This window comes from Ruegeria arenilitoris (assembly GCF_013035425.1).
Lineage (GTDB): Bacteria > Pseudomonadota > Alphaproteobacteria > Rhodobacterales > Rhodobacteraceae > Ruegeria > Ruegeria arenilitoris_A.
Map to the genome: position 1 here is coordinate 62,151 of NZ_WQHX01000001.1, position 20,674 is coordinate 82,824.

Below are 20,674 nucleotides of genomic sequence, written 5' to 3' on the forward strand. Positions count from 1 at the left end.
CTTTTGATCCTTTTCTGCGCCTAGAATAGCCATCTAAGGTCAAAATCACCAAACGCAAACCCCTGATGTGTTATACAACAAAAAATGAACGAACATGATCACCGATATTTTGAACGACTTATCAAAGTTCGGTTGGCGTCTCTCGAGGCGGAGTCAGCGTCAGGCCACGACGCACAAGCGATTGTCGAACTTGATCAGCAGGCCGTTGGACGCCTCAGCCGCATGGATGCGTTACAAAACCAGGCGATGGCAAAGGCCCAGCAGGCCCGCAGGGATGTAGAAACGCGCCGGCTTCAGACCGCGCTCAGCCGAATTGCCGAAGGCGAGTACGGCTATTGCGAAGATTGCGGAGACTTAATCGCTCGGGGGCGTCTGGAACTGGACCTTGCGGCAAGCAAGTGCGTCAGTTGTGCCTCTGACTGATATTAAACCGGATAAGATTACGTAGAACTATCTCGAAACACTCACAATATTGCAGGTCGTTGAAACTGGGCTCATCCGCCAATCGACGAATATACGCGACAGCCATCAGGGATCCGTTCCCGTATTTAGGATGTAAACGGCCCATATCCGAAGTGTATTCGTGCGCCAATTGCGCCTCGTTAAACATTTGTAAGCATATGGATTCCCGCTCGGAAGGCGGCGCGGCCAACAAGGCCCGCGCCGCTGCACTTACATCACCATGCAAAACAGTACGCAAGATGGACTAACTTGCAGTGCAAGATGCGAAAAGGCCTGGGCCAAAGATCGCTGAAACTTGAGCAACTTCGACAACGTAAGTCCCGCTTACACCATCTGCAGCCTTCGCTGTTTCCGAGTAAGACCAAATTGGAGTCGCGGTCGTCTCTTCGCGCAATAGTACCCCGTTTGAGCGAACTCGAACCAAATAAGCTTCGGTCTCTTCACCCAATGGAACATCCAAGCCGCCCCAGTCATCTCCATCCACCCGCGTGCGGCGCACCCACGAAAAGCTGTCAGCGTCGGTCTTTGACACGACTTTTAGATGAGCCGGCGCATATGGGCGCAAACCGTTGCCGTCAAATGCTTCGACCTGGTGAACAAAAGCTGGATCCTCATACCCACGCGATGCGGGACCGATCCGATAATGTTTTGAAACGCGTCGTTCATTGCGGAGCAAGTTGAGTTGGCTGATACGATCATCGAGCAAAACGAAAACAGAGCCCTCAGGCCAAACTTCAGGCATAGCTGAATCTGTTCCCAATTGGCCGCGCAACCGACCTGAAAGGTTAAATATTCCGCCTTCTTCCAATGTTGCGTCAGAGAACTGGATTACTTCCCAATTATCGAGAGTGCCGTCACCAATGGCAGCCAAGTTGGCACCGTTCAGCAAAGCTTCTCGCGGTCGTGATTCCAGGAAGCCGTCGATCAAGTTGACCCGAAGTGGCCTGCCTTCATCCCAAATTCCGGAGCTGGCCCGCCAAAGCGGTGACTCTGTGAAACCTATTACCGCCTGATCCGAAATAACTTGTCGCAGGGCATAATCTTCGTCCTGCGCAGCGACATAAATAGCTACATTGCCCGCCCACGGGTCTGCCGACAAAGCAAGATAGGGCGCATGTGCGGCCTCTGCCCCTGTAATGAGCGGTAGATCCATAAGTACCGGTAAAACGGGTGTCGGCGCGATAAAAGGTCTGGCGTTGACGCCATCGTCAGTGATCTCGGCGGGGGCATAAACGTCGGGTTCAATCCGAACCGCGTCGACCAGCTGCATTTCAGCCTGTTCAATCCGGTCAATACGAAAACTCGGGAAGTCCTGCTGATCCATGCCTTTCAAGCGAACAACGTCACCAGCGCCAAGATTCAGCTGAGACGGCGGCAAGGCGAAGCGCGCGGTTTCGCGCGACATCCGAGACTCGCTGAGCCACCGTTCGACAGTTTGACGTCCCTCGCCCCGGGTCATTGACAGAGCCATTTCGTTCACTGCAACTGCATGAGTACGATCATCCGGCAGCACCGCTTCTTCGGCAACGATATCGTGATCTGCGTCGGATTGAACAAAGCGTAGTCGGACCCGTCCGGCCATCTCTGCCTCGGCTTCACGCCGATACTCAACAGTGCCTTCGACATCAGAGTTGATCGCAAATCCGTCTGGGTTTACGTCAAAGGCCTTAAGACCACCACGCATCCGGAACACCAGCTTACCGTCGCGCTCAATAGCGTCGAACCCGTATCGCATCATCAGCGGCTGCAGAGCTTGGCGGCCATCCAGTACATCCTCAATCGCGTAACCACGCACAACCCCATGCAGCCCAGACACGTCTATGTCCCGAACACCTGCTCGAAAACAGATTTCGGAAACAACAGATGCCAATGTTCGCGACCCTGACCGTCCCCTCCCTTCCATACCAAGACCCCAGAGGGCCGGGCCGCATTGTCCAACAACGATTTTGACCAGCGAGAAGCACTGTTATGCACGTCAACCGCCATCGAAGCTGCCTGCATGGGCGAAAACCCGTAATGATCGTCCTGCGGGTGAAACGACTTGATGTGGCAGATGAACTCTGTCGGAAACCGATGTTTCCTACCGCCAACGGTATAATCATAGGCCTTAGGCCACCCGTCTGCTCCCGGTACCACACGCATCCGGTCCGAGCGCAGAACGTGTAGCTCGCTCGGTAGTCCCGCCTCGGCCTGAACGGCCTCGACATACGCATTCCCTGACAGCAGCAGCTGACCGAACAGGGCCTCCATCAATTCCGCGCGTCCCTGCGCCGCATTAGGTCGTTGCATCAGGCTCAAGATTGGATGAACGTCATACCGTTGCGCTTGATCCTGCAACACCAGTGGCAACGCCGCCGCCGCCTCAGCCACCAGCTTTACCGACCGGAACCCCACCGGGTTTCCCGAAAAACCCACCCGCGTCAACGAGACGGTGTCCCGGGGGCTCCATGACGCACGGCCACCAGTCTGCCATGCCACGACGGGACCTGCCGCGCTTGCCTTGGCTTCCGGTGCCTCGTTAGCCGTTCCACGACGCAAGAAATCGAATACCATGTTCAGATGCTCCTTTCTGCCGCCGCTCTGCCCGGCTTGTTGAAAGGAGTTATGACTGAAAGAGGTTGACGGCTTCGGAATTAAGCGTTCGGCCGTTTTGCAACACGCTGTTGTACAAGATTTACCTGCTTTGCTGCAGCCCTTTAACCAGCGCTTAGCGATCTTCCGGTAACATAGTTGTAAGAAGCCAAAACCAACTGAAAAACAACATCCAATTCCTGTTGTGAGGAAGGTGTGTAGATCATCACAAATCCCTCCCAGCCTGGACGTTTTTTCGACCAAGGATGAGCAATTGCCCAGCCGGCCTTTATCGCTTGCCGCGCAATCTTGGGGTCGAGTGACGCATGCAGAGATCCATCAGGGTGCACATGCGCGAACTCTCGGCCACCAACTATTACCTCTGGATGTTTGAGCGGCAGTTCGTCTGCCAACCAGAAACCTTTTGCTCCTGGTAATGAAACAACTGTTTCGCGAATTTCCACATCTGGAATGTTTTCGACTCGGCTCAATAGGTCTTCGATCAATTCTGGAGCAGGCGAAACGCCAATCTGGACATGGGGCACTCCATCGGTTGTTTCCGGCCTTGGTGTCCTCCGCTCTGGCAAGTCTGTGGTTTGCGCCGCGACCGACGCAACTGCGACAAAGAAAATTGCGGCAGTAATGTTGCCTAGCAAAACATACCTGACATTCATGGCGCGGCCTCCGTTTTCCGATGGTCGCGCAAAGACTGTTTGATGGCAACCCTCCTGGAATCACGCTTGCAAACGGGTTTTCCGAACTTTTCGGATTTTAAACAGTCACAATTGGCCAACTCAAATACAAAAACGATTATAACACCCTGACCCTTGGTCGCCGATATGCCGTCGCAGGCCCCACCACCAGCTCATGCAGCGCCCAGACCAGTGCGTCGACCCGGTCGGGCGAGCCCTTCCCTTCAAATCCCCGTGTGGTCATCTGGCACATCTGCTCTTCAAGCGCATCCAGCCCCGTCACGTGAACAACCCGCCCTTGCTCATACAACGCCGCTACGGGTTCTGACCTCGCGATCTTGCCGCGAGATGCCCGCACTGCTCGGAACGGGACCAGAGGATCTACTTGCCGAACGACCTCTTCAACCAAATCTCCGCCTTGATTGATCTCGGCCACCAACCGTTCAGCCCCGAATTCATCCATCGCGTCAATCGCCGCCTGCGCCCATCCCGCTGGGCCAAGCCCTTTCACTGTTCTGTCCGCCAGTACGAATGCTCGCCAATCTTCCGGCGATCCTTCCATCTGGGCACCTACCACTACGATTCCGCAAGCATCCGCATCTGAACCCGCCGTAACTGCTGGATCCAGAGCGACCACGATGCGGTCCAAATTGGGCACATAGTCAGTTCGCGTTGAGTCCAGCATCGACACTGTCCATAGCGCGCCTTCGGCATCTGACAGCAAAACGCCGTCCAATTCCTGGCGTCCTAACCGCGTACCCGCGTATCGTGACCTCACTTCCTCTAAAAACGATCCGGCCAGGTTAGCGCGGTTCGCCTCGGTTTTTGCATGCGTTTGTACCGTCGACGGTGACGCCAAAAGATCCTTCAAAACTTTAACATTCTTCGGTGTCGTCGTTACGCAGACGCGCGGTCGCTCGCCCAGCCGTAAGGCGAACTGTAACATATCCCAAGTTTCACCTGCCTTCTTCCATTTCGCCAGCTCATCCACCCAAGCCGCATCGAATTGTGGCCCTCGCAAACCTTCCGGGTCATACGCAGAAAACACCTGTGCTTCTGCTCCATTCGGCCAGATTAGTTTTCGCTCGGTAGCTTTCCACATTGGGCGGCGATCTGGCGGTGAACACCGCAAAATCCCGCTTTCGCCAAAGATCATCACATCGCGAACCTGATCGAAAGTTTCACCAACCAGCGCAACCCGTCTGGCTTCGCCGCAATCCATCGGGTTTGCACCCTCGACCATCGAGCGTACCCATTCGGCACCTGCTCGCGTCTTACCTGCACCGCGTCCGCCCATAATCACCCATGACCGCCAATCGCCTTCTGGTGGCAGCTGGTGTGGCATTGCCCAAAACTCGAATAGAAAAGGGAGGGCGCACAGCCCTCCCTCCCCAATCTCACTCAGGAATCTGTCCTGCACCGCAGCAGGCGCGGAGGCGAGCCAGCCTGCACCCAATCTCAGATCGCGCCCGTTCAAGGTCGAGCGCGTAACCTCCTTGGGCAATTCCGGCTTGCCTGTGATGTTGTTCGACAAAGCTTATCTCCACTTTCTGGCAACTTCGGATCAGCCCCTCTAGCTGACCAAGTTGTTTCGCTGAACCAGCAAAATCTGCATCCTCCCCGGCTCCAATCCGCCTGTGCAGTTCTTCCGCTGCTTGGCGCAGATTGCGAATGGACCTCTCGAGCGACTGCAAAAGATCTGCAGTCTGTGAAATCCGCTCTTCCGGGGTTATCAAAGTCATATTTGCCTGTGACCTCATGCGTGAGTGATCTCCGTACGAGAGAAACGAAAGCGACCTCCAGGTCGCCCCAGGGCCGCTTCACACTTCTTCTAGCATGGCACAATTTAAAATTGTAAAGCGCGTGAAGTCAATATGTTACGCAACATGATCGCAACGACCATCGAACCTATCAAGCGCAACATCATAGAAAAATCCATTTCAGCAGGCTCTGTTGAAACTAAATCTATCCTCGCGCAATCTCCAAAAACGCCGCGCTTACGATAAGTGTAGCGCCAAAGAACTCTCGCATGCCGAACGGTTCTCCGGACAGCAATGCTGCAGACATTAGTCCAACCACAACCTCGCTCATCAACAACAGGCCGACTCGCGCTGGAGTGAGCTTTGTAGAAGGCCAAATCGTAAGATAAATCATCGGAAGAGTATAAAGAACGGAAAGGGCGGCGAATGGCAAAACGTCCATTAAGACGCCGTTGCTGCCATTCAACCTCAAAGCTCCGGCCCCAAGGAATAAGCTAACAATTGACAGGATCAGTGCGCCGAATAGAAAAGCGAAAATTTGCCCCCCAACCGGCACCGACTTGGTTCGGTATAGTCCGAGCGTCCCAACGGCCCATGTCATGCCAGAAATCAGCGCTAACCAGTCGCCCACATTGCGCGGCCAAGGAATCGATTGTTCACCGCCTAGAACTACAAAAAGCCCGCAAACCCCGCACAATAGGCTAAGTAACCGGAGGGGACCCAATCTCTCGCCTAAGAACACAAATCCTAAGACAGTGCCCCAAATTGGCGTCAAATAGAAAAGCAGGATAGATCGGGCGACTTCTGTGTAGGCCAAGCTGATCGAATACAGACTGAATGCTGCCCCTGTGAATACACCACTGAAAACTAGGCCGCGCCATTCTTGAGCCAAAGCCTGTCGACTTCTCCACAAAATCGGGATCAGAACGACAAGCGCAGTTGTATACATCGCGATCCCCGGCCAGGCGCCATCCAGACCCATTTCCAAAAAAAATCGGACTGGAATCCAATAAAGACCCCACAGCATTCCTCCACACACCAGCGCTATGCTGGCTGTTCGAATGTCGCGATTTTGTGTGATTCCTTGGGTCATTACCGGTCCAATTTCTTAGGTCGTTACTTTGATGGATTGCACTCGTGCCCAATTACTTTTGGAATGCAACTCGGAACCAACAGCATTGAAAAAAAAGTTTTTAACAAATCGTTAACATCACAGGAAAATTGTTGCGTCCAAGCGTAACCATTAAAGCCAATTCCCGTCAGTGTAACACTCGCGATACAATATTATTCCGAAAATGATACTGACCATAGACAAGAAGTCCATTCCACCGAGCTCGGTCTTGACATTCTCTTCCTCAACACGCATTTGCCTCGCAAAACAGCGCTAACGCGTGAGCAACAAAGGGCCAATTGAGCTGGTCCTGCAGCGCCCTATAACCTCCAGTTCCCCATCACGCAGGGTTCTTGAAGCGACGACCACATGTGGCGGGGTATTTCCGTTCTTCCCGAGGTCGCGCACAACCCCTGCTGACCACGCATACTGCGTGCTCTGCAATAACTCGTCTGTGGGACAATCCCGCAGAAAATGAAGGAATATTACTTGTTCGATTTCGACATGCTCGGGCTTGCGCCAGAACTGAACCAAGCACTAAAACGCGCAAAACTCACCCAGCCTACACCGATCCAAAATCAGGCAATTCCATTGGCGTTGGATGGCCAAGATATCTTAGGATTGGCACAGACCGGTACCGGAAAAACGCTGGCATTTGGCCTGCCGTTGATTGACCACCTTCTAGCGCAACCCGGCAAGCCGGCGCCCAAGACGACCAAGTCGCTGGTCCTTGCCCCCACGCGCGAATTGGTCAATCAGATCGCCGACAGTTTACGCGCCTTGACGCATAAGACAAAAATTCGGGTCGCAACCGTGGTTGGCGGCCAGTCCATCAACAAACAAGTCATGTTTCTTGCGCGCGGCACAGACATTCTGGTGGCCACTCCGGGCCGACTAATTGACCTTATGGATCGTGGCGCAGTCGATCTTAGCTCGGTCAAACATCTGGTAATGGACGAAGCTGATCAGATGCTGGACATGGGCTTTATTCACGCTTTGCGCCGCATCGCGCCAGAACTTGGCACACCACGGCAAACGATGCTGTTTTCAGCGACAATGCCAAAACAAATGGAAGAACTGAGCCGGGCCTATCTCAGCAATCCCAAACGCGTGCAAGTTTCCCCTCCTGGTAAAGCCGCAGACAAGATCAGGCAGTCCGTACACTTTGTGGCTCGTTCCGAAAAGCCTGCCAAATTGCGCGAAATTTTGTCCAAGGACGCTGGCGCTCTGACGCTAGTGTTTTCACGCACAAAACACGGCGCCGAAAAACTGATGAAAGGACTGGTGTCAGAAGGGTTCAATGCTGCCTCAATTCACGGCAACAAAACTCAGGGTCAACGTGATCGTGCGATCAAGGCATTCCGACAAGGCGAAATCAACGTTTTGGTTGCAACCGATGTCGCCGCGCGTGGTATCGATATTCCTGGCGTAGCCTACGTAATCAACTACGACCTGCCCACGGTACCAGACAATTACGTCCATCGCATCGGCCGTACAGCACGCGCAGGGCGCGAAGGAGAGGCTATCTCATTCTGCACCAAGGACGAAGTTGATCAACTTCGGCAAATTCAAAAGTTGATGAAAGCCGAAATACCAGTTGCAAGCGGCTCGATGCCGGAAGCAGTAGAAAAAACAAAGCAGGCGCGACACCGAGGCAAAGGTCGCCGCGGTCCAAGCAGCAATCAGAACTTAGGCGGTGCTAAACCAGCGGCGCAAAAGAGACGCCGCCCAAGACGCAGAAAGGCTGCCTGACTTCGTCGGACATTAAAAATATTGTTTCCTGTCGCTATGACAGCGACGGGAAACAATAAGATCCTTGCGCCGGCATTTGCCGAAACAAAGTTTAGTTGTTGGAGTTGTTTTGCTCCGCTTCTATCTCACGCCACTTCGCGACATTACGGTTGTGCTCCTGAAGCGTTTCAGCAAACGCGTGGCCGCCTGTTCCGTCAGCCACGAAGAACACAAAATCCGTATCGTCCGGCGCTACAGCCGCCTCAAGACTAGCGAGTCCTGGGTTGGCAATCGGAGTCGGTGGCAACCCATCGATCTGGTAAGTATTCCAAGGGGTTGGTCGATTCAGTTCGCTGCGGCGCAAACCACGGCCCAGAACGCCGCGACCCTTAGTTACGCCGTAAATAACCGTCGGATCCGTTTGCAACTTCATACCCTGATTCAATCGGTTCACAAAAACGCTGGCCACCTGACCGCGCTCCTCTGGCACACCAGTTTCCTTTTCGATGATAGAAGCAAGGATCAGCATTTCTTCTGGATTGCTCAAAGGCAAACCGTCCTGCCGTCTCTCCCAAGCGGCGTTGATCCTCAATTGCTGCTTCGCCTGCATATCGCTTAATACTTCATTTCGGTCTGTTCCTGACGTCACTTCATAGCTATCAGGTGCCAACATTCCTTCTGCCGGAATCTCCGCGACCTCACCACCAAGGAAATCGGCCGACTTCAGCGCCTCAACGACTTGCCAACTGGTAACCCCTTCCGCCAACGAAATACGATATCGAGTATCCGCGTCGTTGCGTTTTTCTCCGTAAATATCCGGCGTTTCATCTACGTCTGTCTCGAACATTGCGATTTCAACAAAGTCCAACGTAGCCGGGTCCAGTTCACGGACTCGCGTCTGCGTTCTGGTCACACCTATACGGTATTCGATCTCTGTCCCGCATGTACTGGCACCGCTTTTTGTGATGTCCTCCACGATCTGTTCCATGGATGAGCCTTCCCGAACCAGAAAACTCCCGGCTTTCAACTGCTGCGACTTGTCAGAGTAATCCGCTCCCATGCGAAAGATCGTTGCGTTGCTGATCGCGCCTTGATCTTCAAGTTCGCGGCTAACCCGTGTCATATTCGAACCGCTTTTCACCTGCAGGCAAATTGCCGTTTCCAACGGCCCATCCGCTCTGTATTGCGACTGACCCCACAATATCACGCCACCAATTAGAAACATGCCAACCACCAGAATGGTCAGCATGTTTGACGCAAGACCTCGCCACATTTAGCTGACCTTTCCGAAGATCACACTTGCGTTGGTGCCGCCAAAACCGAACGAGTTAGACAAAGCCACGTTGATTTCTCGTTCCCGCTTGGCATTTGGCGCCAGATCGATGGGTGTTTCCACTGCAGGATTATCCAGATTTATCGTCGGAGGCGCCACCTGGTCTCGAATAGCAAGAATCGAGAAAATTGCCTCAATAGCGCCAGCAGCGCCCAGTAAGTGACCTGTCGCGGACTTGGTCGACGTCATAGTCGCATTGCTTGCGTGGTCCCCCAACAGCCGCTCTACAGCGCCCAGTTCAATTGTATCCGCCATGGTCGAAGTTCCATGAGCATTGATGTAATCAAGATCTTTTGGCTCTAGCCCAGCGCTACGCAATGCGGCTTTCATTGAGCGTTCTGCTCCGTCACCATCTTCGGAAGGGGCAGTAATGTGATAGGCGTCTCCGGACATGCCATAGCCAAGAACTTCGGCATAAATCTTTGCGCCTCGCGCTATTGCATGGTCGTACTCCTCCAGCACGACGATACCTGCACCTTCCCCCATAACAAACCCGTCGCGGTCGACGTCATATGGTCGGCTGGCTGCCTTGGGATTATCGGCGTACTTGGTAGAAAGGGCCTTGCACGCGTTGAAACCAGCGATACCGATTTCGCAAATACAGCCTTCGCCACCGCCAGCAATCATAACATCGGCATCACCTGATCGGATAATACGGCTGGCGTCGCCAATTGCGTGCGCGCCTGTTGAACATGCCGTCACAACCGAATGGTTCGGGCCCTTGAAACCGAAGCGGATTGAAACCTGCCCAGACGCCAGGTTGATCAGTGCTCCGGGAATAAAGAACGGCGATACTCGGCGTGGTCCTTTATCCCTGATCAAGTTGGCTGTTTCGGCAATCGATCCCAAGCCACCGATACCTGATCCGATCAGCACCCCAGTGCGCAAGCGGTCCTCTTCGTCCTCGGGCGTCCAGTTGGCATCTTTACAAGCCATTTCAGCGGCAGCGATTGAATAAAGTATAAAATCCTCAATCTTGCGCTGCTCTTTCGGTGGCATCCAATCATCAGGGTTGAATGTTCCGTTCGTTCCGTCTCCACGTGGAACTTCACAAGCATAAGTCGTGGAAACTCCGCTTGCCTCGGCATCGAACAAGGTAATAGGTCCAGCGCCGGATTCTCCGTCCAAAAGCCGCGACCAGCTTTCCTCGACTCCGCTGGCCAAAGGAGTGACCAATCCTAGCCCGGTAACAACGACTCTGCGCATGAAGTGCCTCTTGCCTGCTTCCTGTTATGCGAAACGTCCATACCCCGCTCCGCCCCCCGGGGGCAAGAGGAACGGCAAATTCCGCGCCAAGATACATTGACCATTTGATAAACGATCCAAGTTATCGGATGAAATCGCCAAAATAAAACCCGCCCCTTTGTTTTCGTGAAAAGGGGCAGGCAAAAGGTTAACGAATTCACCTACTGGAACTGTGCGACGGGTTCGTGCGCAGCAGTTGCCACATTCAAAGCCTCCTCCAGATCGACCGTCTTACGGAACAATGCGCGCCCTACCAAAGCTCCGGCAATGTTGTGGATGTACGCCAACCTGGAAATGTCATCGACCTTGCGAACAACACCGCTGGCCACCACTGGCGTTCGGGAATGCTGCGCCAGACCTGAAATCAAACCAAGCTGCGCCTCTACGTCTTCCATGTCACTATCGATGTCCGTGACCAATATGCTGGCGAAAGGCGTGTCTGCGAAGGCGTCAATGAATGCTTCGGGGGTAAACGCGCTCTGCGTGCGCCACCCTTCGGTCATAACGTATCCGCGCCAGACATCCACCGCCAAGACGATCTGATCAGGGTGAAGCTTAGCAAGTTCCTTGACGAGATTGGGGTCCCTGGCCGCCATTGTGCCGATTACGACCCGGCCTGCGCCCTTGTCGATCCAGTACTCGACATTCTCGCGGGTTCGAATTCCACCGGCCAGTTGAACGGGGATTTCCGCGCTGCGAATTATTTCTTCCACCAAACCTGAGTTAGTATCGCGACCTTCAACCGCATCAAAATCAGTCAGGTGCATCCATTCAGCGCCCGTGGCGGCCCATCTACGGGCCGTTTCAACCGGGTCTACATGCCAGATCATTGCTTCGTCCAGGCGCCCTTTGTCTAATGTAACACAACGCCCGTTCTGCAATTCCATCGTAGGGTAAATCCTCATGAGCTTGCTCCTCCGCCCATTCGCTCTGAAATCCTAGGATAGCATACATGTCGCTGAAACCGGTGTTTCACCCAGTTTCGGCAAACGAAGCGCATTTTGCGTCATCGTGGCTGAACGAGCGTTTCAAACTTTTGAAGGAGGACCATTTCTGCGAAACAGATAAACCGGAGTTTCCCGGTATTCTGCTTCGCGCAGCATCGAGTATCCCAGCCTTACCGCTAAGTTTTGCGATGCTGAATTGTCCGCATCGATCAAAGCAACAAGCGGGCCTGGGATAACTCGGTCAAACCAATCATGCGCTGCCTGTGCTGCTTCGAAACCGTAACCTTGACCCTGACCTTCGGGCGCCAAAACCCATCCGGATTCGGGATACTGGTCAAAATCTGACCCAAGTGATCGATTCCCGAAAAAGAACCCGGCCTGGCCTATTAACTTGCGATTCGATTGCAATACGACGGCCCACTGGCCGAATCCGGTCATTTGCCAGTGCCCAGCATTTCGCAGAAAAGAGTCCCAAGCCTCACCTCTGCTGCGCGGAGAACCGCCAATGTGGCGTACCACGTTTGGGTCGCTCCATATTTCTGCGTACCGTTCAAAGTCCTCAGGTCGCAGTGCGCACAGCGTCAATCGCGCCGTGTTTATCATCGGGGTGGATCTTATCATGCCCTTGCCCGCTCGAATTATGCCTCGTCACCACAGTGCGAACACCTTTTACCTCTCGCAAGCTAGAATTGAACATAAACGCAAAAAAACGGCGCCTCCGTTGCCCGGAAGCGCCGTTTTCATCGGGATCAATGCGATCAGGATGCTTCTGTGATGAATTTGACGGCGTCGCCAAAAGTTTGGATGGTTTCGGCGGCGTCATCGGGAATCTCGATGCCGAACTCTTCTTCGAAGGCCATAACCAGCTCAACTGTGTCCAAGCTGTCTGCACCCAGATCGTCGATGAAGGAAGCGTTTTCAGCCACCTTGTCTTCTTCTACGCCCAGGTGCTCAACAACGATCTTTTTTACGCGATCTGCGACGTCGCTCATGTCTATTCCTCATTCCTTATCAGGGCGGTGTGCCCGGTTCTGCCCATGCCCGCTCGGGGTGGCTCTGATTTGCCCTTTCCGGGCGGTTTGGGTCCCGGATGCCCGGGAAAGTAAGAAAACCGGCCAACCTGACCGGTCTCTGTGCATATGCGCCGCCTATAGCACAGACTACGCACAAGGCAAACGCTTTCGCATCGGCCGCGAGTTGCAGTTATAACATGGCCATACCGCCATTCACATGCAAGGTGCTTCCGGTGACATAGCCTGCCTCGGGGCTGGCAAGATAGAGTACAGCGGCGGCGATTTCATTAGGGTCACCCATCCGGCCCGCGGGAACCTGCTGCAGCAAACCTGCCTTTTGATCTTCTGTCAGTTTCTCGGTCATGGCAGTTGTAATGAAGCCTGGGGCAACGGCATTTACCGTTATGCCGCGTGTAGCGACCTCATGCGCAAGGGCTTTGGAAAATCCAACCATACCAGCCTTCGACGCAGCATAATTGGTCTGACCCGGGTTTCCGATTGCACCGACAATGGAAGAGATATTCACTATACGACCCCATCGCGCCTTCATCATGCCTCGGATCACGCCTTTGCAAAGCTTCATTGTGGCAGTCATGTTAACGTCGATCACACTCTGCCAATCTTCGTCAGACATGCGCATAAACAAGTTGTCGCGCGTTATACCCGCGTTATTGACAAGTATGTCAACTGACCCCATCGCCTCTATCGCCTGTTTTGGCAACGCATCTACAGCTTCCGGATCGCTTAGATTACAGGGCAAAATATGAGCGCGCTCGCCCAATTCTTCGGCCAACGCCTTCAACGGTTCTACCCGCGTTCCGGACAAGCCGACCGTCGCGCCTGCGCCGTGCAAAGCTCGCGCGATGTCGCCGCCTATCCCACCCGAAGCTCCGGTGATCAGTGCATTCTTACCAGTCAAATCAAACATTCTTTGTTCCTCGTCCAGCACCCGGAATGGGTTAGATTTTGTTTTTTAAGTTTCGGCTTGCAGGACCTTTTGCACATCTTCCGGAGTTCCGACGGCCTTGCCAACGATAGTTCTGTCAATTTTGCGGATCATACCCGTCAAAGCCTTGCCAGCACCGATTTCCCATGTCTCGGTAACACCCTGCTTACCCATGTATTGAACGCTTTCACGCCACCGAACTGAACCAGTGACTTGTTCCACAAGCAACCGCCGGATCAGGTCAGGGTCGGTTATAGCTTCAGCGCGTACATTGGCCACAAGCGGAACTACGGGTTCCTGAATCTCAACTGCAGCTAACGCTTCGGCCATGGCGTCCGCAGCCGGTTGCATCAGCGCACAATGGAATGGGGCACTTACAGGAAGCATCACCGCACGTTTGGCGCCCTTTTCCTTAGCCATTTCGGCTGCACGCTCCACAGCAGATTTCGATCCGGAAACAACAACCTGAGTCGGGTCATTGTCATTTGCGGCCTGACAAATCTCGCCTTGCGCCGCCTCTTCAGCAACAGCGCGAACTGCATCAAGATCTAGGCCAAGAATTGCCGCCATCGCACCTTCACCGACGGGAACGGCACTTTGCATAGCCAGACCTCGCGTACGCAATAAACGAGCCGTATCTGCGACCGACAAAGCACCAGCTGCGGCAAGCGCTGAATACTCCCCCAGCGAATGCCCCGCAACGAAGGATGCCTTCGCAATCGAAACGCCCTCTGTCTCGAGGGCGCGCATCGCGGCAATCGAGGTCGCCATTAAGGCGGGCTGCGTGTTTTGTGTCAGTGTCAGTTCTTCTATTTCGCCATCCCAGATCAGATTGCTCAGCTTCTCGCCCAGCGCTTCGTCTACGTCGTCAAAAACCGCTTGAGCGGCAGGGTAGGCTTCGGCCAACGCCTTGCCCATTCCAATGGTTTGGGCGCCCTGCCCCGGAAAAACGAACGCGAGTGTCATTGCAACCTCATGTGTAACATCAAGTTTCGGCGGGGTGTAAACCGACAAGCCACGCGGCACAAGCATTGCCTGCGATCTGCATCAGGGCACCGTCATTGTGCATAACCTGCTGTTGTGTCTGTGCGTGGGGTCCCTAGGTTGGGCACAGCCTATCAGTTCCGGAGCGTTTGACCTATGGCCTCAAGCAACACTTTCGCCAGCTATGGCAGTGTCACAAAGACATTTCACTGGCTGACTGCTTTTCTAATTTTCACTGCCCTGCCATTAGGCTGGTTCGCGAACAACCTTGCCAAGGCCATCTATGACCCGTCCATCCCCTCTACCGAGGCGGACATCGCTCAGGCGGCAGGCATGTTTTCATTGCACAAGACGGTTGGGATCGCCGTTTTCTTTGTTGCGTTGGCCCGCATTCTTTGGGCAGCCACCCAGACGAAACCCGGTCTTTTGAACGCCGAAAACAAACCCGAGGCCTTTGCTGCCGAAACTGTGCACTGGCTTTTATATGGGTCGCTGGTTCTGGTCCCGCTGTCGGGCTGGGTGCACCACGCAGCAGCCGAAGGTTTCGCACCCATATTGTGGCCTTTTGGCCAGAACCTGCCCTTGATTCCAAAATCGGCTACGTTGGCTGAAGTCACTGCAGGGCTGCACTGGTTATTTATTCTGATCTTGGCGGGGTCTCTGTTGATGCATATCGCGGGGGCGCTAAAGCACCACATCATTGATCGGGATGGGACACTGCGCCGAATGCTTCCCGGACGATCAGATGTAGCAGAGCCTCCTGCACAGCATCATTCTGCAACTCCAGCGTTTGCGGCCTTGGCGGTCTGGACTGCGGTCTTGACGGGTGGTTGGTATGCCGGCGCATTCACACATCATTCAACAGCCGGAACTGAGACCACTGAACTGACCGAGGTGCAATCCGACTGGAATGTGCAGGAAGGCACATTGTCATTCACGATCACACAACTAGGCAGCCCAGTAACTGGCACCTTCGCGGACTGGACCGCTGCCATTACTTTTGATGACCCTCCCGAGCCAGGTCTTGCTGGATCCGTCGATGTTAATATCGCGATAGGCTCGCTTAGCCTGGGGACAGTTACAGATCAGGCCATGGGCTCTGACTTTTTTGACAGCGCTCAATTTCCAACTGCAAATTTCGACGCTGATATTTATAAAACGGACGTCGGTTATGAGGCACGTGGCCCCCTCACGATCCGCGGTGAAACTATCGACATTACTTTGCCGTTTGACTTGGCGGTGCAGGACGGCATCGCGACCGTTTCGGGTGTATTGGAAGTCAACCGCCTGGACTTTGGCATTGGGAAATCCATGCCCGCCGAAGACTCTCTGGCTTTCGGTGTCACAATCTCGGTCGAACTTACCGCCTCAAAGTCAGGGGGATAGCAAAAATAAAACCGCCGGGCTTAGAAATCCCGGCGGTTTCTTAACGTAAGAGGTTTTGGTTCAGTCGGCTTTTTGTGCCTCGACGGAAATTTTGACCTCAACCTCATCACCAACGAATGGCGCAAACTGGCCAAGGTCGAACTCGCTGCGCACCAGAGTGGTGGTCGCATCAAATCCCGCCCAAGGTTTTTTGGCCATCGGATGTTCGCCAAACTGGTTCAACTTGGCATCCAAAACAACCGACTTGGTCACTCCGTTCATTGTAAGATCGCCAGTGATATTCGCAGTGTTCTCGCCTGTCACCTCAATGTTGGTGGAGTTGAACGTGATCAAGTCCTCCTCGGCAACACCAAAGAAGTCCTCGGTCATAAAATGGTCTTCGCGAGGTTTCCAACCTGTGATCATCGCGACTACGGGCATCGAAACGCTGACGCTCGACGCGGCCGGGTCTTCTTGGTTAAACATAATCTCGCCCTCAAACCCCGAGAACATGCCGGTTGTAGTTGAATAACCCAGGTGGTTATAGCTGAATACGACCTGGCTGTGGCTGGGGTCCAGAACGTACCTCTCTGCGCTGGCGAACGCCGCACCTGCCGAAACAGCCAGAGCAGCAGCAAAAACGATGGATTTCATAAACAAGCTCCGCAAATGTTTGGATGCAGCCCGAAGGGGATGCCCGAAAATGAAAATGTGCTGCCCGAAGGCAGCACACAAGACCAAAGGATTCACAAACTCTGTTCTTTTTTGAACAGATCGAAGTTTAGCTGAAAATAGTGACGTTTTGGCTCAGCTGCCCTTTGAGAGCACGGCTGACGTCAGCCGATTCCAGCGGCAGTTTCATTAATAGGCTGCCGTCTACATCAAATAGTTCGACCTGATTATCCTCGAAACGCGCGCCACCCAACGAGTCATATTCGCGACGCAGAACCGTTTGGGGGCGGCCATTTTCGTTCTTTTGCAAAATCCGGACTTCGCGGCGGATCGGGTCAAAATAAGCGTCTGGGCGACTGTCCATGACTTCGATGGTAAGAAGGCTGACACCCACGATAAGGAACATAAGTGAGGCAGCCAACTTGATCGGCCAAACTTCTGCGCCCATGACTGATCCCGGCATCAGCCACATCGAAAACGCCGATAAGACCAGAAAGGCGCCAATTACCCTCGATAAAACCATTCGAGCCTTCCAGTTCGGCGCAAAGGTGATCAGTACTGGTACCGATTTTTCAAAGGCTGCTGCTGGCGCCGCCTGTTCGAAAGTATTTGTGTTCATCACGGCCATTGTCTCGCCCTGTCAGTTTTTCCATCCCCCGGGGTTCTCCCGGCTTCATGAACAACCTCGGGGTGAAAAGCGACATGAATTGGGCGCCACAAAGGAAATTGGGCGGCTTCTCAATGGCGCAAGCAGCAGGGCTTGCCCCGCGCGCGTAAACGTGTATACGGGGCCATCCTTCGCAAGATACATGAATCGCGCAGCCTCTCGTGGCAGGGTCGCGAAGGACAAAATGACCCCGCCTTTGAAATGCGCCTTGATAGAAACAGGAGTGCACATGCCACTTTATGAGCATGTAATGATCGCGCGTCAGGACCTGTCCAACGCGCAGGCAGAAAGCCTTGTCGAACACTTCGGCACCGTTTTGGCTGACAATGGCGGCAACGTCGTCGACAGCGAATACTGGGGCGTCAAGACGATGGCTTACAAGATCAACAAGAACCGCAAGGGCCACTATGCCTTCCTGAAAACCGACGCCCCTGCTGGTGCCGTTCAGGAAATGGAGCGCCTGATGCGCCTGCACGAAGACGTTATGCGCGTACTGACCATCAAGGTCGACGAGCATGCCGAAGGACCCTCGGTCCAGATGCAGAAGCGCGACGAGCGCGAAGGCCGCCGCGAGCGCCGCTGATCAACGCCTGACGAAAGGACAAAAAACCATGGCCGCAAAACCATTTTTCCGCCGCCGCAAGGTCTGCCCGTTCTCGGGTGAAAATGCGCCGAAAATCGACTACAAGGACACCCGCTTGCTACAGCGCTACATCTCTGAGCGTGGCAAGATCGTTCCTTCGCGCATTACTGCCGTTTCGGCGAAGAAGCAGCGCGAACTCGCACGCGCGATCAAGCGCGCACGCTTTCTCGCCCTGCTGCCATACGCCGTGAAGTAAGGAGAGACTGACATGCAAGTTATCCTTTTGGAACGCGTTGCGAAACTGGGGCAGATGGGCGACGTCGTCGACGTCAAACCGGGATTTGCCCGCAACTTTCTGTTGCCCCAAGGCAAAGCGCTGAGTGCGTCTGAGGCAAACATCGCCTCATTCGAAGCCAGAAAAGCGCAACTCGAAGCTAATAACCTAGAAACCAAGAAAGAAGCTGAAGCTCTGGCCGAAAAGCTGGATGGTCAGCAATTTGTGGTCATTCGTTCCGCTTCTGATGCTGGCGCTCTCTACGGATCCGTTACGCCCCGGGACGCGGCCGAAGCCGCAACCGAGGCAGGTTTCACTGTCGACAAGAAACAAGTTGCTTTGGTCGCGCCGATCAAAGAACTGGGCCTTCATTCGGTTGCCGTCAGATTGCATCCCGAAGTCGAAGTCGAGATCAAGATGAACGTTGCCCGTTCGGAGGAAGAAGCCGAACTGCAAGCCTCTGGAAAATCGATTCAAGAATTGGCTGCCGAAGAAGAGGCCGCCGCTGAGTTCGAAATTGCAGAACTGTTTGACGACATCGGCTCAGCCGCCTCAGAGGACGAAGAGCTTATTGCTGAAGAAGCTCCGGCGGAGGAAGACGAAGCTAAAGCCTAAAGCTTTTGATTTTTAACACCCAAGGGTCGTGCGACTTGCGCGGCCCTTTTTCCGTCCTGATGTCAGCCAGCAAAATTTGGCCGCATTTCCAACGTAAGGTTGCAGTCCCTAATCCGATCAATATCATTCGCGCCTGAGTTTTGGAGCAATCATATGACAAATCTTCTGCGTCGTAATGTTCTTATCTTGCTGTCGGCCGCACCCCTGGCCGCCTGCGGTGGTCCGGATACGCCAACCCGCAACGCTGAATTTTATGAACCTCCACTTTACCCGAACGAGACGCCAGAACTCCGTGCTTCCATCAACAAATGGGCTGATCATTACGAGATGCCAAGAGAACTGCTCCACAAACTCGCGATACGCGAAAGCACCCACCGGCCTTGGGCAGTGAACCGCCCCTATTACGGGTTACTGCAAATTCTGCCGGCAACGGCGCGTTCCATGGGCTACACAGGCAACGCCCAAGGGCTGTTGGACGCTGACACAAACCTTGAATTTGCCGGAAAGTATCTGCGAGGCGCTTGGCTTTTGTCTGATGGGGATCAGCAACGCGCGATTTTCTTATACGCCAAGGGATACTACCCTGAGGCGAAAAAGAGAGGAATGCTTGTTGAAACTGGCCTTGTTCCCGAGGCAAATTAGTGCATTTCCAGCTCAGTTTCCATTTGGGCGCACAATATCCTAGCCTCTGAATTTCGCAAAAACGGCATGAAATCGCTCAAAATTCTCGACTTCCACACCTAAAACCTGCGACATCCGCATTTTCCGCCCAAAATGACACACAATTGCCCCATCTTCTTGTCATAATTTGGCAAGCGTGAAGTCTTGCATGACGCTAGGCAAGTTAGGGGGCCTTTCAACCCTAAGGAGGTGGCCGCTGACGCGCGGGACGATGGGTCATTGATACATGGAAATAGTCGATCTCAGCACTCTGCCTGATGAGGACGCTCAGTACGATGAGTTTCTCAAACAGGTGTGCGAGAAATACGAAATGGATCATGCGGCGTATGCCGGTATCAATCCCGCAGCGGGTTCGATCCATGGCCACGTGACATACAGCGACGAATGGAAGGTTCACTATCAGGAGCACGGCCTGCACTTGATAGACCCGACTCTCCACAGGGCGCAGCGAAGTATCGCACCCGTAGATTGGAGTCGTTTGGAAAGAGGCAAGGACTTTCAACGCGTTTTTAGCGACGCACATGACTTTGGAATACCTGATCAGGGGGTTACAATTCCCGTTCGGGGTCCTTACGGCGACATCGGCCTACTGAGTGCCACGCGTAATTGCTCTCCGGAAGAATGGAAAAAACTGATTGGCAACGTGATAACGGATCTGCAATCCCTTGCAGTTCATATACACGACAACGTTATGTCGTCCGACACGGTAAGCCGGATGTTGTACCAGCCTTCTTTGTCCAATCGGGAACTTGAGATTCTTCAATGGTCAGCCGCTGGAAAATCCCAACAGGACATCGGCGATATCTTATCTATTTCTCATCGTACGGTTGAAGTTCACTTGCGTTCTGCACGGCGAAAGCTTAATGCGTTAACCACCCCGCAAGCGGTAGGTCGTGCCATTGGAATCGGCTTAATCTACCCAGGATAAGCCCCCGAAATGCGGCAAACTACGGGAAACCCCTAATAGATTCAGTGTGAGAAAGGGTGAACCATTGGTTACCGACACACCACTCTTAGGGGGA

23 protein-coding genes and 1 pseudogene are annotated in these 20,674 nt (G+C 53.8%); 8 read left to right on the forward strand and 16 right to left on the reverse strand.

The window, feature by feature from the left end:
- The first annotated feature begins 84 nt into the window (after positions 1-84).
- The gene (locus GOV45_RS00285) at positions 85-423 is read left to right on the forward strand and encodes a TraR/DksA family transcriptional regulator (protein WP_170472715.1); all 339 of its coding nucleotides are present in this window, start codon (positions 85-87) and stop codon (positions 421-423) included.
- Here GOV45_RS00285 and GOV45_RS00290 read toward each other — a convergent pair.
- From GOV45_RS00290 to GOV45_RS00320, 7 genes and pseudogenes are all read right to left on the reverse strand, one after another.
- Positions 404-700 carry a DUF7742 family protein gene (locus GOV45_RS00290; RefSeq protein ID WP_170472718.1) on the reverse strand — a complete coding sequence of 99 codons (297 nt, stop codon included), beginning with the start codon at positions 698-700 and terminating at the stop codon, positions 404-406. The genes GOV45_RS00285 and GOV45_RS00290 overlap by 20 nt on opposite strands.
- Before the next feature lie 6 nt (positions 701-706).
- A complete protein-coding gene (locus GOV45_RS00295) occupies positions 707-2,278 on the reverse strand; it encodes a phage tail protein (protein ID WP_367648640.1) in 1,572 nt (523 codons plus the stop codon).
- Positions 2,279-2,340: 62 nt separating this feature from the next.
- Positions 2,341-3,015 (reverse strand): annotated as a pseudogene (locus GOV45_RS00300) (phage portal protein); the annotation flags it as partial.
- Between the two features lie 143 nt (positions 3,016-3,158).
- Positions 3,159-3,707, reverse strand: coding sequence for a luciferase domain-containing protein (locus GOV45_RS00305; protein WP_170472724.1), 549 nt, complete (start codon positions 3,705-3,707; stop codon positions 3,159-3,161).
- A gap of 136 nt (positions 3,708-3,843) precedes the next feature.
- The gene (locus GOV45_RS00310; RefSeq protein ID WP_170472727.1) at positions 3,844-5,070 is read right to left on the reverse strand and encodes a DNA-packaging protein; all 1,227 of its coding nucleotides are present in this window, start codon (positions 5,068-5,070) and stop codon (positions 3,844-3,846) included.
- Between the two features lie 52 nt (positions 5,071-5,122).
- Positions 5,123-5,467: a hypothetical protein gene (locus tag GOV45_RS00315; RefSeq protein WP_170475295.1), complete on the reverse strand. Its 345-nt coding sequence runs from the start codon at positions 5,465-5,467 to the stop codon at positions 5,123-5,125.
- Between the two features lie 223 nt (positions 5,468-5,690).
- Complete coding sequence (locus GOV45_RS00320) at positions 5,691-6,578, reverse strand: DMT family transporter (protein ID WP_170472730.1); 888 nt, start codon at positions 6,576-6,578, stop codon at positions 5,691-5,693.
- 507 nt (positions 6,579-7,085) lie between these two features.
- Between GOV45_RS00320 and GOV45_RS00325 the strand changes: the two genes are divergently transcribed.
- Positions 7,086-8,348 carry a DEAD/DEAH box helicase gene (locus tag GOV45_RS00325; RefSeq protein WP_170475296.1) on the forward strand — a complete coding sequence of 421 codons (1,263 nt, stop codon included), beginning with the start codon at positions 7,086-7,088 and terminating at the stop codon, positions 8,346-8,348.
- Between the two features lie 91 nt (positions 8,349-8,439).
- Here the strand turns inward: GOV45_RS00325 and mltG are convergent, their stop codons facing one another.
- The 7 genes from mltG to fabD form a co-directional block, all read right to left on the reverse strand.
- On the reverse strand, positions 8,440-9,600 hold the full coding sequence (gene mltG, locus GOV45_RS00330) for an endolytic transglycosylase MltG (RefSeq protein WP_170472733.1): 1,161 nt from the start codon (positions 9,598-9,600) through the stop codon (positions 8,440-8,442).
- Positions 9,601-10,866 carry a beta-ketoacyl-ACP synthase II gene (fabF, locus tag GOV45_RS00335; protein ID WP_170472736.1) on the reverse strand — a complete coding sequence of 422 codons (1,266 nt, stop codon included), beginning with the start codon at positions 10,864-10,866 and terminating at the stop codon, positions 9,601-9,603.
- Between the two features lie 200 nt (positions 10,867-11,066).
- Positions 11,067-11,810 (reverse strand): HisA/HisF-related TIM barrel protein, encoded by a 744-nt coding sequence (locus GOV45_RS00340; protein ID WP_170472739.1) that lies wholly within the window; start codon positions 11,808-11,810, stop codon positions 11,067-11,069.
- 123 nt (positions 11,811-11,933) lie between these two features.
- On the reverse strand, positions 11,934-12,473 hold the full coding sequence (locus tag GOV45_RS00345) for a GNAT family N-acetyltransferase (protein ID WP_170472742.1): 540 nt from the start codon (positions 12,471-12,473) through the stop codon (positions 11,934-11,936).
- Positions 12,474-12,610: 137 nt separating this feature from the next.
- A complete protein-coding gene (locus GOV45_RS00350; RefSeq protein ID WP_039529899.1) occupies positions 12,611-12,844 on the reverse strand; it encodes an acyl carrier protein in 234 nt (77 codons plus the stop codon).
- A gap of 211 nt (positions 12,845-13,055) precedes the next feature.
- A complete protein-coding gene (fabG, locus tag GOV45_RS00355) occupies positions 13,056-13,793 on the reverse strand; it encodes a 3-oxoacyl-[acyl-carrier-protein] reductase (RefSeq protein WP_170472745.1) in 738 nt (245 codons plus the stop codon).
- Positions 13,794-13,838: 45 nt separating this feature from the next.
- Positions 13,839-14,777: an ACP S-malonyltransferase gene (fabD, locus tag GOV45_RS00360; protein WP_170472748.1), complete on the reverse strand. Its 939-nt coding sequence runs from the start codon at positions 14,775-14,777 to the stop codon at positions 13,839-13,841.
- Between the two features lie 174 nt (positions 14,778-14,951).
- Between fabD and GOV45_RS00365 the strand changes: the two genes are divergently transcribed.
- On the forward strand, positions 14,952-16,181 hold the full coding sequence (locus tag GOV45_RS00365; RefSeq protein ID WP_170472751.1) for a cytochrome b/b6 domain-containing protein: 1,230 nt from the start codon (positions 14,952-14,954) through the stop codon (positions 16,179-16,181).
- Positions 16,182-16,241: 60 nt separating this feature from the next.
- Here GOV45_RS00365 and GOV45_RS00370 read toward each other — a convergent pair whose 3' ends face one another.
- Both GOV45_RS00370 and GOV45_RS00375 read right to left on the reverse strand, forming a co-directional pair.
- Positions 16,242-16,814, reverse strand: coding sequence for a YceI family protein (locus GOV45_RS00370; RefSeq protein ID WP_170472753.1), 573 nt, complete (start codon positions 16,812-16,814; stop codon positions 16,242-16,244).
- Positions 16,815-16,941: 127 nt separating this feature from the next.
- Positions 16,942-17,451 carry a hypothetical protein gene (locus GOV45_RS00375; protein WP_254447869.1) on the reverse strand — a complete coding sequence of 170 codons (510 nt, stop codon included), beginning with the start codon at positions 17,449-17,451 and terminating at the stop codon, positions 16,942-16,944.
- Positions 17,452-17,728: 277 nt separating this feature from the next.
- Between GOV45_RS00375 and rpsF the strand changes: the two genes are divergently transcribed.
- The 5 genes from rpsF (at position 17,729) to GOV45_RS00400 (ending at position 20,580) form a co-directional block, all read left to right on the forward strand.
- Positions 17,729-18,082, forward strand: coding sequence for a 30S ribosomal protein S6 (gene rpsF / locus GOV45_RS00380; RefSeq protein WP_170382745.1), 354 nt, complete (start codon positions 17,729-17,731; stop codon positions 18,080-18,082).
- A 28-nt stretch (positions 18,083-18,110) separates the two neighbouring features.
- Positions 18,111-18,338, forward strand: a complete 228-nt coding sequence (gene rpsR, locus GOV45_RS00385; RefSeq protein ID WP_005608650.1) for a 30S ribosomal protein S18 — start codon at positions 18,111-18,113, stop codon at positions 18,336-18,338.
- 12 nt (positions 18,339-18,350) lie between these two features.
- A complete protein-coding gene (rplI, locus tag GOV45_RS00390) occupies positions 18,351-18,971 on the forward strand; it encodes a 50S ribosomal protein L9 (RefSeq protein WP_170472755.1) in 621 nt (206 codons plus the stop codon).
- Between the two features lie 153 nt (positions 18,972-19,124).
- Positions 19,125-19,613: a lytic transglycosylase domain-containing protein gene (locus GOV45_RS00395; protein ID WP_170472756.1), complete on the forward strand. Its 489-nt coding sequence runs from the start codon at positions 19,125-19,127 to the stop codon at positions 19,611-19,613.
- A 265-nt stretch (positions 19,614-19,878) separates the two neighbouring features.
- Positions 19,879-20,580, forward strand: a complete 702-nt coding sequence (locus GOV45_RS00400) for an autoinducer binding domain-containing protein (RefSeq protein ID WP_170472757.1) — start codon at positions 19,879-19,881, stop codon at positions 20,578-20,580.
- The last annotated feature ends 94 nt before the right edge of the window (positions 20,581-20,674 follow it).